The sequence below is a fragment of the Pseudoalteromonas sp. UG3-2 genome (assembly GCF_037120705.1).
Classification (GTDB): Bacteria; Pseudomonadota; Gammaproteobacteria; order Enterobacterales; family Alteromonadaceae; genus Pseudoalteromonas.
Window position 1 is genome coordinate 1,184,889 of record NZ_JAWLJU010000002.1, and the last position, 14,734, is coordinate 1,199,622.

Below are 14,734 nucleotides of genomic sequence, written 5' to 3' on the forward strand. Positions count from 1 at the left end.
TCAAATAACTAAGCAGCAGAGGCTAGCATGAACAAACATAGCATACTTTTTATCGGACTTGATACACATAAAGAATTCAATGAAGTAGCCTATATTGAAGGCTACCGAGGCGCACAACCTGTGCACTTTGGTAGAGCACCATCATCTAAAATAGCCGTTAAAAAACTCGTTCGTCATTTTGAATCTAAATACCCTGCTGCAACGCTTCACTTTGTCTATGAAGCTGGCCCCTGCGGTTACTGGATTTATCGGTTGATCACTAGCCTTGGTCATTGCTGCTATGTGGTTGCGCCTTCTCTCATTCCTGGGCAAGTAACGTATGGAAAGCAAGCTATACGTGAATAACGTAGTAGTTAACCTTAGGAAGTGTGAATCTGGCCAGAGCTAGAGCATTCTAATAACTGGCACAGACATGTAGGCATAGTTGCGCAGCCACCGCGTGTATGCGTCCCAGCAAACTCAGTGAGTGTGTCGACTGGGTTGTTAGGCATGCTCATCCACAACTTGCAGTTGCGATATATCCATTAGCCTTATGTGTGTTTGGTAGTAATATTTACCGGTAGGCTTACCACCTGATAGAAGCACAATTTTTACTCGCTGAGCTTTACCATTGACGACTATGGCTTTGTTTACAAGGTACTCCTGTGGTGCCATTCCATACTTAGCTGATAATTGTGCAATTACTTTTGGGTGTAAAGCGACGGTTATTGATCGCTGGTCGCGGTAGTCTTTTTCTGTATTCAAATAGACATATTGCCCTTGGCTGCCAGTAGCAACGATTTGAAGTGCGTATTGCCCAGAAACACCTTTGGGCGCTGACTCCGCAGCGGCCTTTATTATTTCCATAGGATCTGAGAACGAAGATGTCGTGTGCGAAGTTGTGGACGAGCAACCAGCGAGTAAAAGGATAAGCGTTAAAAAAACATATTTCATGGTTTATTTCCTTATAAATGCCTAGCATTTAAGTATTTATGCGACACGCTGTTTATATTGCATAATCAATTGTTGAATTGAGCCGCTACCAGCTGGGTGTGTCAGAGTTGGTGTTACTTGTGCTACAGGAGGCTTTTTTAGGTACCAGCCAAACCAGTTGGTTTGATCAGCTAACCTATTTTTATCTAAGCTTTCACTGCACAGCTCAGTGTTTATTTTGTCCCTATTACACCTAAATTTAGCCCGATAAGCAATGATATTTTTATACACACAGTCATGCCTACCCTGAACAATTAAGCAGGTTAACCACTTGCTTTCATTCAGTATCTCTAACTAATAATGCATTCGTTTGTGTATTGTTCGTTTATATCAGCCACTAACTTATTTGCTAAATGCGGATACTTTCAGCAACTTTTCCTCCCTCATCACACCCTCAAGTCAGCAGCTAATTAACTTATTTCGCGCAGGGAAGCGCGAAAAAGCATATCAGGGCCAAGGACAGGCCTGAAACCTATCACGAAGATAATGAAACCAATAAACGAAGTCACAGCAAAATTATCACTGTTACTACCTTCAGCCCTACCAGCAATAAAATAGCTAACAGAAATAACACAACAACCAGTAGCAACACCCTCCTCCCTCATCACACCCTCAAGTCAGCAGCCAATTAACCTATTTCGCGCAGGGAAGCGCGAAAAAGCATGTCAGGGCCAGGGACGGCCCTTACATGCTGGTAACGTTAAATTTGGCTGGTTACTTGAGGGCGATACCAGCTTGGCTTAATACATGCTCGATTCTGAGGCAAGTAAACCTGCCACTAACTGCGTTAAAAGTTTCTTATTTGGCACCACCAAATTGCAAAACTTTTGCCTTGCCTACATGGATGTAGGTACCTTGGCGGTAGCAGGACGCGGGAGCGGTGTTATTGACAAGGTTTACTTGCCTCAGAATCGACCCTTTAATTAAACAAGCTGGTATTAGTGTGATGCTGGGAGCGCCCTTTCTTTTGCTTACTTTACTTTGGGCAAGCAAAGAAAAGTCAGTCGGCGACCATGGACGGGCGTAGAACCCCGTCAGGAGGACAACTGAGCCAATACACTGACGCAAAAAGGTGCTGTCATTATTAAATAAATAGCAGGAAGCGAGTTCGTTGTAATTGACAAGATTTTCTTGCCTCAGAATCGATCCTTTAATCAAGCCAACTCAGAATGCTGACATCGAGCGTTTTAACCGAGCAGCTCGTCACTAGTGGCTGGATTTACATATGTTCGATAGCGTTGAGCAGGCCTAGCGAGTGACTTTGGACTTATAACAGCGAAAAGCCGAATACGGCCATTCGCGGCATTCCGCCCAAACATTTAACGCAAGCGGTTCATTTACCCTATGAATAACTGCTGTTTAAAATGGGGGGATTACACAACGTTAAGGCTTTCATTCAACACTGATTTAAACCTTTCTTGAGTTAGTTGCGTCTCAAAGAGCATAATTATAAAAAAGTTGTATTTTTTAATAGCAAGATCAATTTGCTATACAATGCCACGTGCTAAATTTTAACATTAGGGACAATTTTGATGCTCACTCGTTTTTGGTACTTTTGTGCCATTCTATCTATAATTACCACCTCGTTTTCGACATTAGCTTCTGATGTTTTAGATTGTGTTATTGAGAGATATAGCCAGTCAAATAGTCCGTTTACGGGGTTACCAAACCCTGCCGAACAGGGCGACCATAAGTACAAAGTAATGAATTATGGTGAACGACCATTTTTATTTGCTATATCAAAACCTGATGTCATTGCTCCAAACGTGAGCTTACCTAGCTTTCTTTCCGACTATTCTCGCAACCAAGGATATGAGGACAATGCTTACCACGAATTTAAAAGTAGTAATTTACCTTTGCAGGCTAAAGTTTGGCTTCCGCTGGGAGCCCAACCACTGCCGTTGGTATTATTAGTCCATGGAAATTCTGCGCCAGGGTTTGATTATCTGGGTGAGTTACTCGCCAGCCGAGGGCACTTTGTTGTGCAAGTAGATCAAACTTATTTGAATGGTTTATGGGGTGAAAATGGTGCCCGAGGCTGGATACTGCTTGAACATATTAAACTGCTGAAAAAATGGAATGCTAAGCAAGGTCACGCTTTTTATAACAAACTAGATTTAGAGAATATCGCTTTAATAGGCATGTCTAGAGGTGGTGAGGCTGTTGCTTTAGCTGCATCATTTAATCAATGGAAGACTTTACCAGATAGTACTGAATCAACAGAGTTTGGTTTTAACATTAAAACCATTGTCGCATTAGCTCCAATGGACGGGCAATATCAACATGCTGATGGAAGAAATATCCTGAAAAATGTTAACTATTTAGTGTTACAAGGAGGCCATGATGCAGATGTTTACCAGTTTCTTGGCAGCCGACAATGGCATCGAACTCACTTCGATGATGATAAAGACTTCATAAAGCAGTCCATTTATATTTATCGTGCTAACCACATAAACTTTAATCAAGATATGTCTGATGATTACCACTGGGGAGGCAGCAATGATTTTTATTCAAAGCTATTAACACCCAAACAACAGGAGAAGTTAACTAAAGTGTTTGTTTCTGCTTTTTTGGAAGCTACATTGGCGAACAAAAAAGCGTATCGAAAAATTTTTAGACAACCTTTAGCTGGTCAGTTTGGTCTTCCTGAAGATATTTATATCGGCCGTCATATAGGATCTGATTTCAAAGTTATAGAAGATTTTGAAAATGAAGCTAAACAGGAAAGTGCCGTTAAAGCTTTATTCGGTAAAGCGTTAACAAAAATGCCAATCAGTATAGACTCTGAGCGCCTAAGAAACGGGACTAAAACTTCTAATAATGTATTAAAAGTTCAACTTAAGAAACAAGTTGAAACACGGTTGAGCATTAAGCTTTCAGAAGCTGAGCTATTTCATCAAAATCACGAAGGAAAACCCTACCTAAGTTTCTCACTGGCTAGAGCTGATTCAGGAGAAAGCGAAGAATGTGGATCATACAATTTGTTATCTGATACCAGAGTAGAGCTACTTGATAAGTTTGGTGTCGTACTTAAAAAAAGTTTGGCCGCATCTGGCAGTGTCTCTCCTTTATTAATTTCTGACTTCTCTGAATTGGAAAAAGATGGTGTGAGATATGCGCCGACGGAGCCAGTTTTGCAAACCTTTACGCTCCCTATTGAGTTAAATAAGCCAGTCAGTGCCGAAAGCGAATTAGAACTAGTCTTGATTTTTGAACCGAAGCAAGATGTATCTATCATCTTGGATGATATTGGGATAACGAGTGCGATATAGCTCATCAGCTTTCTTTTAAACAAGCGAATCATTAACCCATTAGAAAAATTAGCTTACCTTAAGATGAGGCATAAAATCGTTCTTAAGGGCGGCTATTGCAACAAAGCAGCCCTTAGTCTCTAACACATTTTTGTCCAACTGTAAGTTAGCTGAGTGTCTGCCTTTAAGAAAACAACCGCTCAAACCAACTCTTATCAAGGTCATCTTCACAACGCTTCAGTTGCACAGCATAACGGGAAGCCCGATGTTTAACCTTGTTCGCCACCTTCATTAACCACTTTTTACTGCGATAAGTGCCACGGCGATAGCCGCCCCAACCTTCGTGATAATTGAGGTATTGGGCATAGGCATCCCATTTTGATACACCATTGACCTTGTGGGTTTTATAAACAAACCACGCCATAAAGTCGATGGCGTCTTCAAAGTCATCGCGATCGGCCCCAGAGTTGCCGGTTTCACGAATGTAGTCTGACCAAGTTGGGGTTTTGGCTTGCGAGTAGCCATAAGCGGAGCTAACCCGCCCAATGGGAATAAACCATAAAAAGTATTCCATCGGTGGCGCAGCATCGTGGCGAAATGAGCTTTCTTGGTACATCATGCTCATGAGCACATGCTTAGGTGAGCCCCATTTTTCTTGGGCATCACGGGCATCGTAGTACCAATCTTCTTTTTCTTGGAAAATCTTACAAATATCATGAGGTTGCTTAGGTGGAGCCGTCGCACAACCGGATAATACAGCCACCAGGCTTAATAAAATTATTTTTTTTTGCATTTTTTTCGAAACCTAATGAACTTTTGTTATTTGCACCGGTCAGAACTTATGAATGCAGCAGCTTAGCATTGTTTCATCCCTGAAATTTATTTGCGCAGCCACTTGGCTGCGCTTTTTTATGCCCGCGAAAAATAATCGTCTAAAAATGCGGTAAAGTCCAATGTATCTGCATCTCTAACCGCCTTCTCATCAGCAAAAGAACGCTCAGCCATGGCTGTGAGCTTATCCTCATCATAATAGTGATACGACATGGATTGCTGTAAATTTTTGTAATTATTAGCCAGTTCAATGCCAAAACTCCCCTGCTCTGGAGTGCGCGCCTTAAGTTGTGCTAATAGCTGACCAGAATAGGTAAGCTCAGGGCTGGCGATAGCACGATGGAGCTTAGCAATGGTTGCCACATACACTTGTTGCTCGGTGCTCTTATCTAGCATTTCCGCCACTTTAAGTAGCTCTGTGAAGATTTCTTCGCCCCATTGGCGTAGCTGCACCTCAGTGTCGCCTTTGGTTAGGCAGAGGTCGGCATCTCGCCCTTGGTTTACCACTTTTTGCAGGTTCTCACCGGCTAAGTGTTGAGCGGCAAAACTCAATTCTGGGCTTGGCTTTAATAAACAGTAAGTTAAAAAGACATCCAAGAAATGGATTTGCTCTAGGCTAATGCCTGTGTGCTCAAATGGATTGACATCTAAAGCACGGATCTCAATGTATTCAATACCGCCACGTTCTAATGCTTGAGTGGGTGTTTCACCAGATTCAGCATTACGCTTGGGTCGAATTGGCGAGTAAAACTCATTTTCGATTTGCAGGATATTGCCATTAAGCTGCTTGGGTGTATCGCTGTGGTAATCTGGGATCTCATGATAGAGATCAGAACGGGTACGAATGGCGTTGCGTAGCCCTGCAATGTATTCCTCAAGGTCGTTATACATTACTCGCAATGAGCTTTGCGCGCTGTTGGTGTAGCCTAAATCGCCTAAACGCAGTGCCGTGCCATGCTCTAAGTACAGTGTGCCATTACTTAAGGTATTGAATGGCAAGTCACTTTTTTTGCCTTGTAGAAAAGACGGACACAAGGAAGGCGATGCCCCAAACAGGTAACTTACCAACCACATTTCGCGCTTAAAGTTACGGATAAGCCCAAGGTACTGCTGTGAAATAAACGCTTGCTTTGACTGCGTATCATCGCTTAATTGTTGCAGACTAGACCACACGCTGTCGGGGAAAGAAATATTAAAGTGCACCCCAGCGATGGCTTGCATCATACTGCCGTAACGGTTCTTCAGCCCTTCGCGATATAAGGTTTTCATTTTACCAATGTTCGATGAGCCAAATTGCGCTAAAACAATGTCTTCTTCATCTTCAATAAAGCAGGGCATAGATAAAGGCCAAAGTAGCTCATCGCCCATGCTTTCTAGGGTAAATTTTTGCAGATCCGTGAGCTGTGCCAGCGTTTCTTGCGGATCTTCACTGACCGGAGTAATAAACTCCAGCAAAGATTCAGAAAAGTCGGTAGTAATGTGACCATTGGTTAAGGCATGACCGGTTCTTTGTGGATGACCCGTTTTGGCTATTTTACCCGAGCCTTTAATGCGTAATGCCTCACGTTCGATACCACGTTTGATGCCCTTAAATGCGCCTTGGTGGGGCTGTTGCGACAACAGTTCTAGCTTAGTGTTTAACTCTACTTGTTTCAAAAATTCTTCCTCGAACCTAAAGGCCAATCTCAAGTCAATGGGGTCTGTGATGAATTACTCAAGCCTTTAAGATTACTTTCGCGTAATGCGCACCGCTTTCTACACACTGATGCGCCCTTTGCAGTTCATCCAATGCAAAGTAATAACTTACCATAACCTTGATTTTGCCAGTTTGATACGCGTGATACAAATATTTAAGGTCGTCTTGATTGCTTTGTACCAGCATCCCTTGACAGTCTATGCCAAGCGCCGCAGCGCGCTCGCAAACGGCTGCACTGGTATTGCTGGGAATCGTGATAACCTGCGAACCCGTTTGCAGCGCCGATAAACACTGAATTGCAATTTTGTCACCAATTAAGTCGAGCAAATCACCCTGTTGTTGCTGTTGCCAAAAGCTTTCGTAGGTAATGGCTTTAACCCCTAAGCTGTTGAGTAGCTCATGCTCAGGTCGGCGCGACACGGCTATTACTTCACGCCCCTGTAATTGCGCTAACTGAATTGCCAAGTGCCCCACCCCTCCTGTGGGTGCAACAATAAAGAGCGGTTTTGACTTGTCTTCAAAGCGGTCTAAGGCTTGTTTCGCCGTCAATCCCGCAAGGCATAAACCGGCTATATCGGGCTGTTGCTGAGTGTCCACTTTCACCAACTCATGGTGATCAGCAATCACATAATCGGCGTAACACCCCGGGTGCTGTGCAAAGCCAACCATGCCAATCACCTCATCGCCCACAGCGAAAGACGAGCTTTCTTCCGCCACGGCTATCACTTCACCATAAACATCGTACCCGAGTGGTAAAAAGGCGCCTGGTGCTTTTTGCGCTGCAACATAGCCTAGTCCCTGTCGGGTTTTAATGTCGATTGGGTTAACGCTGCTGCTGATCACGCGGATCATGACCTGCTCTGGTGCCAAATCGGGCAGCGCTTGTTGCTGAGCATGAAGTTGGCTGGCGTCACCAAACTCTTTGACGCCATAGCGGTTTGCCATCTTTACCATAAGTAATTGCCTTATTGGGTTTTGTTATTAAATTAGCATACTCCAAAGCATTGTAGCTTTGAAGCAATTGCATCGGTTGTAAAACAAAAGCGCCGGCAACCAATAAGCTGCAGGCGCTTTGTGTTTATGTCATCACCATGCCACTATGAGGCGTTATTGAACACTATCTTATCGTCTAACACGTCCACCTTGATGGTATCACCACTGATAAACTTACCTTGTAATAGGTCTTGCGCTAGCGGGTTTTCAATGTACTGCTGCACCGCACGTTTTAGCGGCCGTGCGCCATACACAGGGTCAAAACCACTGGCGGCAATTTTTTCCAGCGCCGCTTCACTGAGCGTAAGTTCAAAGCCTTTGTCAGTTAGGCGTTGGCGTAAACGCTCAAGCTGAATATTGGCAATTTCTTTAATGTGCTCATTAATTAACGGGTGGAATACCACGGTTTCATCAATACGGTTAATAAACTCAGGACGAAACTGGCTCGCCAGCACTTCCATCACTCGTGATTTTAGCGTCGCATAGTCATTGCTGCCGGCCTGCTCTTGGATCACATCCGAGCCAAGGTTAGAGGTCATGATCACCACCGCGTTTTTAAAGTCCACGGTGCGGCCTTGGCCATCGGTTAAACGGCCATCGTCCAATACTTGCAATAAGATATTGAAGACATCAGGGTGCGCTTTTTCCACCTCATCCAATAAGATCACAGAGTAAGGTCGTCTTCTTACCGCTTCGGTCAGGTAGCCCCCTTCTTCATAACCCACATACCCTGGAGGTGCGCCAACTAAACGCGCCACCGAGTGTTTTTCCATAAACTCCGACATGTCAATGCGTACCATGGCGTCTTCGGTATCGAACATAAAGTTGGCCAATGCCTTGGTGAGCTCAGTTTTACCGACCCCTGTTGGCCCTAAGAATAAGAACGAGCCAATAGGACGATTAGGATCGGCAAGCCCGGCTCGCGAGCGGCGAATAGCGTTAGCCACTGCGTTAACCGCCTCATCTTGACCAATGACTTTTTGATGCAGCTCGTCTTCCATTTGCAAGAGTTTTTCACGTTCACCTTGGAGCATTTTTGCCACCGGGATCCCCGTCCAGCGCGACAAGATTTCGGCAATTTCATCTTCGCCCACTTGATTTTTCAACAAGCTCATTTCTTGCATCTCGGCTTGTGAAGCCAGGTCTAAACGACGCTCTAAATCGGGAATACGGCCATATTGCAGCTCCGACATGCGTTGTAAGTCGCTGGCACGACGAGCCACCTCTAGGTCAAGTCGAGCTTGCTCAAGCTCAGCTTTAATCACTTGCGTGCCTTGCAAGGAGGCTTTCTCGGCGTTCCACACCTCATCCAGCTCACGGTACTCCGACTCCATGTCACTGATCAGCGCCTGCATTTCAGTGCGGCGCTTTTGACTGGCCTCATCCTTTTCTTTGGCAAGCGCATTATCTTCGAGCTTAAGCTGGATAATGCGACGCTCAAGGCGGTCTAATTGCTCCGGCTTAGAGTCGATTTGTAAACGGATTGAAGAGCCCGCTTCATCAATTAAGTCGATGGCTTTATCTGGCAGTTGACGGTCGGTAATGTATCGGTGCGACAAATTCGCCGCTGCTACAATGGCCGGATCGGTGATGTCCACCGAGTGGTGCAACTCATAACGCTCTTTTAAGCCACGCAAAATAGCAATGGTGTCTTCCACTGACGGCTCATCAACAAAGACTTTTTGAAAACGTCGCTCAAGGGCGGCATCTTTTTCAATGTATTGACGATATTCATCAAGCGTAGTGGCCCCCACGCAGTGCAGCTCGCCGCGAGCCAGCGCTGGCTTAAGCATATTACCAGCATCCATGGCACCGTCGGTTTTACCGGCACCGACCATAGTGTGGATTTCATCGATAAACAGAATAACTTGGCCTTCTTCTTTGCCAAGTTCATTCAGCACCGACTTTAAGCGCTCTTCGAACTCACCGCGGTATTTAGCACCCGCTACCAAAGCGCCCATATCCAGCGATAGTACGCGCTTACTTTTTAGTCCTTCAGGCACCTCGCCATTGATGATCCGTTGCGCCAGGCCCTCAACGATGGCGGTTTTACCCACGCCCGGTTCACCAATCAGTACCGGGTTGTTTTTGGTGCGGCGTTGCAACACCTGAATGGTGCGGCGAATTTCATCGTCACGACCAATTACCGGATCTAACTTACCTTGCTCTGCCCGCTCGGTAAGATCTACGGTAAATTTCTCTAGTGCTTGTCTGGTGTCTTCGGCGTTAGGATCGTCGACTTTCTGGCCGCCACGAATGGCCTCGATAGCTTGTTCTATCTTTTGTTGGGTGATATTCAGTGCTTTAAAGATTTCCCCAAGCGGTCCTTTGTCTTCACACGCGGCGAACACAAACAACTCGCTGGAAATGTATTTATCTTTGCGCTTTTGTGCATACTTGTCGCACAAGTTAATTAACGAAATTAGGTTGTTCGACAACTGGACATCGCCGCCAACCCCTTCCACTTTAAAGAGCTTTTCAATGGCTTGAGAAAGCTTAGTATTAAGCTCATCAGCACTCACTCCAGCTTGGGCCAATAGCGCTCTTACGCTGGAACCACTTTGCTGTAGCAAGGCGTACATTAGATGAACCGGTTCGATAAACTGGTGATCGCGCCCAAGCGCTAATGACTGCGCATCAGAAAGCGCTGCCTGAAATTTGCTTGTGAATCTGTCTAAACGCATGTTCGTTTACCCATGTAAAATTAGATTAACTTATTTATGGGTATTATTTGGCTGAATATCAAGCGCGCTGAGCGCAAAACAAAGGCTTTATTTGCGCCAAATCAAAGTCGCCATTCTCCCGGTAACACGGTCTCGGCGGTAGGAAAAATACTCGCTCGGATTACTGACAGTACACTGCCGCTCACCATAAATTTTATTGACCCCAAGCTTGGTCAGTTGCAGCTCTGCAATGGCAAAAATGTCGGCCAACAGTTTACCATCGCGATGACGTTGAAAAGCACTGTCGAGGCCAGGAAAGGCCGCCAACACTTCTGGACCGACTTCAAATGCCGCAGGCCCTATGGCAGGACCAAACCAAGCATAAATGTCGTCAGGCTGTGCCTTAAATTGCGCCAAGGTGTTTTCAATCACCCCTTTTGCTAAGGGTTTCCAACCACCATGAATGGCCGCAATTTCAGTACCGCAACGAGAAGCCAATAAAATCGGCAGGCAGTCGGCGGTCATAATGGCTAACGGGGTCTGTCGACTCTGGCTGTACAAGGCATCGGCCTGATGTACTTGGGCAACCTCAAACTGCTCATCGACCACCACCACTTCGCCACCGTGAACCTGCTCCAACCAGACAATGGGGTTGGCGACGTAACCGTGCAGGATACGGCGGTTTTCTGCCACATGCTCGGCATTATCACCGACGTGAAACGCCAAGTTCAGGCTGTCGTAAGGGGGCTGCGACACGCCGCCTTGACGTGTCGTTGATAATGTCCCCACTACTTGGGTGAGCGGCCAGTCTGCTAGTTGCATATTATAAGGTTAAGTCCGGATTCTCTTTGGTGTCTTCACGAAGCGCTGCCACTAGCTGCACCATGTCCTCTGGTACTGGCGCTTCCCATGTCATCATTTCACCCGTAATTGGATGAGCGATACTTAGTTTTATAGCATGCAATGCTTGACGTTTAAACTCTCGCAGTTGTTGTGACAACATCGGCGTGGCATTTTTTGGTGGTCTTGGACGGCCACCGTATAGCTGATCGCCAATCAAAGGATGATTCAAATACGCCATGTGAACACGAATTTGGTGTGTTCTACCGGTTTCTAGACGCAGTCGCAAGCGCGTATGAGCGCGGAATTTTTCTGCTACACGGTAGTGCGTAATAGCCGGCTTACCCATTTCATGTACTGCCATATGAGTGCGTTTGGTGGCGTGACGGCCAATGGCTTTTTCAACCATACCACCAGCGGTCATGGTGCCATTACACAAGGCTTCGTATTCACGAGTGAAGTTTTCTCGAGCTTGTAGGTTTTTAACTAAATGCGTTTGTGCTTGGATGGTTTTCGCCACCACCATTAAGCCGGTAGTGTCTTTATCCAGACGGTGTACAATCCCAGCTCGTGGTACATTGATGATGTCTGGATGGTGATGCAACAGTGCATTAAGTACTGTGCCATCAGGGTTGCCTGCACCTGGGTGCACAACTAAGCCCATGGGCTTATTAATCACCAAAATATCATCGTCTTCGTAAACGATATCTAAGGCAATATCTTGCGCTTCGTATTCGCGCGCCGCTTCAATCACCGTTTCAATGGCAACAGATTCGCCACCCAACAGCTTTTCACGAGGCGTGTTGTATACTTCTCCGTCAACTGTGACTTTATCTTCTAAAATCCAAGTTTTTATTCTAGAACGAGAAAAATCGGGGAACAATTGCGCCAAGATCTGGTCTAGACGTTTACCACCGAGTTCGACTGGTACCTCCGCTTGGAGGGAAATTTGCTCTGACATATAAAACTTTACCTAATTTACCAGTGCAAGCCGTGCTCGACTGGGTTAGAATCGTATAAATGCATAGTTTACTCGGTTTTGCCGAGTTGGCCTAGCCGAAGAAAACAAAGGTAGTAAAATAAAATGATTAAAAACTTAAGGACACACGCCTTTAGGCTGGCGTTAAGCGCTTCAGTATTGGCTTTAGCCGCCTGTTCATCTGCCCCAGAACAAGAAGATATAGAACGTGTACCGAACAAGTCGGCGCAGTCACTCTACCATGACGCAAAAAGTACTTTAGACAGTGGGCTTTACGCTAGAGCCATTGAGTTGCTGAGCGCTATTAATGCCCGTTACCCATTTGGCCCATACGCACGTCAAGTGCAAATGGATTTGGTTTATGCCTACTATCAAACCGGTGACACGGATCAGGCGCTGGCAACCATCGACCGTTTTATTCGCCTCAATCCTAACCACAAAGATTTAGACTACATGTACTACATGCGCGGTTTGGTGAATATTAAAGCCGATGAAAACGCTTTTCAGGAATACTTTGGTGTTGATCGCGCCGATCGCGATGCCAACCGTACCCGTGTTGCTTTTCAGGACTTAACCACGCTAGTGAAAAACTATCCTGATAGCGCATACGCAAAAGAAGCCAAAAAACGCATTGTGTGGCTATTAAATAAAATGGCACGTTATGAGTTAAAAGTAGCGCAGTACTATTTCGAGCGTGAAGCTTATTTAGCAGCAGCCAACCGTGGTAAATACGTGGTTGAGCACTATTCGCAAAGCAGCTATCTAACCAAAGCGTTTGATATTATGGAAAAAAGCTACCGTAAATTGGGTTTACCTGATTTAGCCGATAACGTTAAAAAGGCCAAAGCGGTTAACAAACGATAAGTGTTTTACAACTCCCACCGCGGTGGGAGTTGCCAGCCATGGATTAAATGGCTTCTTCATCCTCTTCACCAGTACGGATACGTACCACCCGCTCAACTTCTGTGACAAAGATTTTACCATCGCCAATTTTTCCGGTTTGTGCCGTTTTGACAATCACCTCAATGGCTCTGTCAACGTCTTCATCAGCGGTCACTATGTCTAGCTTTACCTTAGGCAAAAAATCAACCATGTACTCTGCACCACGGTATAACTCAGTGTGGCCTTTTTGGCGACCAAACCCTTTAACCTCACACACAGTCATGCCGGTAATGCCAACGTCAGAAAGCGCTTCTCTAACATCGTCTAGCTTAAATGGTTTAATTATTGCTTCTATTTTTTTCATGGCTATCTCGATTCCTTTGGTGTTGGGTCGATTTTAGACAATCAATCCTTGCAAGGCAAACAAAGACATTGAAAGTTAGGTCATTTTTACGCAATAATGCTAAGTATAAATTATTACTTTTGGTTACGAGGCAGTGATGAAACGAGCAGCGGGTTTTAACCTTTTAGAATTGATGATTACTGTCGCCATCTTAGCCATCGTGATGACCATTGCCTTTAGCTTTGATGGCAATTTATTAGAGCGTAACCGGGCCGAATCTTTCTTAAAAGAGCTGCAACGCAACGTGGCTTTTGCTCGTATTAAAGCCACTGCAGCCGATGAGATTGTGATACTTTGCCCAGCCCCCGCCAGTGACATTGTCGCCCGAAACAGTTTTAACTGCCAAAATGACTGGTCAAGTAACCGTATTAGTGTCTTTGTCGACAGAAACAACAACGGCAGCTTTAATGACGGCGAAGACACCCTGCATCGCACCATGGAAATGGTCGATAATAATGATCAACTAAGCTTCAGTGGAACTGAACTACTCCGATTTGACTCCAGCGGTCTTCTCAGTGGCTCTAATGCAGGAGAGTTTGTCTATTGCCCAGGAGATGGCAACAATAATCAGCAGTTGAGTATTTCTCAAGCAGGCACGGCCCTGTACCGTGGAGACACCGATACCAACTGTGGTTAACGCCATTACTTCACTTGCAAGATTTCACCTTGGCAACTAAGTTGTAACTACCGTCTTTATTTCGAGGCAAAGGATATGCATCGAGTTCATGGTTTTACGCTTATTGAGGCACTCATTTGTGTCGCCATCTTAGCCATTGTCAGTTATTTGTCGCTACCGAGCTTCACACACCTGCTCAGCCAAAACAAACCCAAGCAGCAACTTCAGGTACTGCAACGCATGCTCAATTTCGCTCGCATTAAGGCCGTTGCCAGTCAAGCCCCTATCACCGTTTGTCCACTGGTTAAAAACCGCTGTAGTAGGAAAGAATGGCACCAGGCGATAACGGTCTATATTGACCACCCGCCAAAAGGCAGAGTGGATAGAGCCGATACGAAGCTGCACGTATTCAAAGCAGCGCTTGATGATGACGAGCTAAACTACCCGCGTCATGGTATTACTTTCTCACGATTTGGTCGCTTAGCAGGACTGCTCAATGGCACTTTTGTGTATTGTACAAAACAAAAAACCGGTCTGGGATTATCGGTGAGTATTACTGGCAGAAGTAAGATTAAAGCGAGCAAAAAGTGCCGCGATTAGGTGGCAAC

13 protein-coding genes and 2 pseudogenes are annotated in these 14,734 nt (G+C 45.4%); 6 read left to right on the forward strand and 9 right to left on the reverse strand.

The window, feature by feature from the left end; all coding sequences use genetic code 11:
- Window positions 1–27: 27 nt before the first annotated feature.
- Window positions 28–306, forward strand: a pseudogene (locus R3P39_RS08580) (IS110 family transposase); the annotation flags it as partial.
- A 177-nt stretch (window positions 307–483) separates the two neighbouring features.
- On the opposite strand, the gene R3P39_RS08585 reads toward R3P39_RS08580, so the two are convergent.
- Window positions 484–933, reverse strand: coding sequence for a hypothetical protein (locus tag R3P39_RS08585; protein ID WP_336566920.1), 450 nt, complete (start codon window positions 931–933; stop codon window positions 484–486).
- Window positions 934–969: 36 nt separating this feature from the next.
- Window positions 970–1,203 carry a hypothetical protein gene (locus R3P39_RS08590; RefSeq protein WP_336566922.1) on the reverse strand — a complete coding sequence of 78 codons (234 nt, stop codon included), beginning with the start codon at window positions 1,201–1,203 and terminating at the stop codon, window positions 970–972.
- 925 nt (window positions 1,204–2,128) lie between these two features.
- On the opposite strand from R3P39_RS08590, the pseudogene R3P39_RS08595 reads away from it, so the two are divergent.
- Window positions 2,129–2,324, forward strand: a pseudogene (locus R3P39_RS08595) (integrase core domain-containing protein); the annotation flags it as partial.
- A gap of 177 nt (window positions 2,325–2,501) precedes the next feature.
- Window positions 2,502–4,244 (forward strand): hypothetical protein, encoded by a 1,743-nt coding sequence (locus R3P39_RS08600; protein WP_336566923.1) that lies wholly within the window; start codon window positions 2,502–2,504, stop codon window positions 4,242–4,244.
- A 163-nt stretch (window positions 4,245–4,407) separates the two neighbouring features.
- Here R3P39_RS08600 and R3P39_RS08605 read toward each other — a convergent pair whose 3' ends face one another.
- The 6 genes from R3P39_RS08605 to rluD all read right to left on the reverse strand — a co-directional run bounded on the left by R3P39_RS08605 (window position 4,408) and on the right by rluD (window position 12,207).
- Window positions 4,408–5,016, reverse strand: coding sequence for a transglycosylase SLT domain-containing protein (locus R3P39_RS08605; protein WP_336566924.1), 609 nt, complete (start codon window positions 5,014–5,016; stop codon window positions 4,408–4,410).
- Between the two features lie 116 nt (window positions 5,017–5,132).
- Complete coding sequence (gshA, locus tag R3P39_RS08610) at window positions 5,133–6,710, reverse strand: glutamate--cysteine ligase (protein ID WP_336566925.1); 1,578 nt, start codon at window positions 6,708–6,710, stop codon at window positions 5,133–5,135.
- Between the two features lie 58 nt (window positions 6,711–6,768).
- Complete coding sequence (locus tag R3P39_RS08615; protein WP_336566926.1) at window positions 6,769–7,704, reverse strand: NADP-dependent oxidoreductase; 936 nt, start codon at window positions 7,702–7,704, stop codon at window positions 6,769–6,771.
- Between the two features lie 143 nt (window positions 7,705–7,847).
- Window positions 7,848–10,427 carry an ATP-dependent chaperone ClpB gene (gene clpB / locus R3P39_RS08620; RefSeq protein WP_336566927.1) on the reverse strand — a complete coding sequence of 860 codons (2,580 nt, stop codon included), beginning with the start codon at window positions 10,425–10,427 and terminating at the stop codon, window positions 7,848–7,850.
- 87 nt (window positions 10,428–10,514) lie between these two features.
- Window positions 10,515–11,228, reverse strand: a complete 714-nt coding sequence (pgeF, locus tag R3P39_RS08625; protein WP_336566928.1) for a peptidoglycan editing factor PgeF — start codon at window positions 11,226–11,228, stop codon at window positions 10,515–10,517.
- A gap of 1 nt (window position 11,229) precedes the next feature.
- A complete protein-coding gene (gene rluD, locus R3P39_RS08630) occupies window positions 11,230–12,207 on the reverse strand; it encodes a 23S rRNA pseudouridine(1911/1915/1917) synthase RluD (RefSeq protein WP_336566929.1) in 978 nt (325 codons plus the stop codon).
- A gap of 123 nt (window positions 12,208–12,330) precedes the next feature.
- Here rluD and R3P39_RS08635 point away from each other — a divergent pair, with 123 nt between their 5' ends.
- A complete protein-coding gene (locus R3P39_RS08635; protein ID WP_336566931.1) occupies window positions 12,331–13,089 on the forward strand; it encodes an outer membrane protein assembly factor BamD in 759 nt (252 codons plus the stop codon).
- Window positions 13,090–13,132: 43 nt separating this feature from the next.
- On the opposite strand, the gene glnB is transcribed toward R3P39_RS08635, so the two are convergent.
- Complete coding sequence (glnB, locus tag R3P39_RS08640; RefSeq protein WP_336566933.1) at window positions 13,133–13,471, reverse strand: nitrogen regulatory protein P-II; 339 nt, start codon at window positions 13,469–13,471, stop codon at window positions 13,133–13,135.
- Window positions 13,472–13,607: 136 nt separating this feature from the next.
- Here glnB and R3P39_RS08645 point away from each other — a divergent pair, with 136 nt between their 5' ends.
- Together R3P39_RS08645 and R3P39_RS08650 are read left to right on the forward strand one after the other, a co-directional pair.
- The gene (locus R3P39_RS08645; RefSeq protein WP_336566935.1) at window positions 13,608–14,147 is read left to right on the forward strand and encodes a pilus assembly FimT family protein; all 540 of its coding nucleotides are present in this window, start codon (window positions 13,608–13,610) and stop codon (window positions 14,145–14,147) included.
- 75 nt (window positions 14,148–14,222) lie between these two features.
- Window positions 14,223–14,726, forward strand: coding sequence for a GspH/FimT family pseudopilin (locus R3P39_RS08650; RefSeq protein WP_336566936.1), 504 nt, complete (start codon window positions 14,223–14,225; stop codon window positions 14,724–14,726).
- Window positions 14,727–14,734 lie beyond the last annotated feature (8 nt).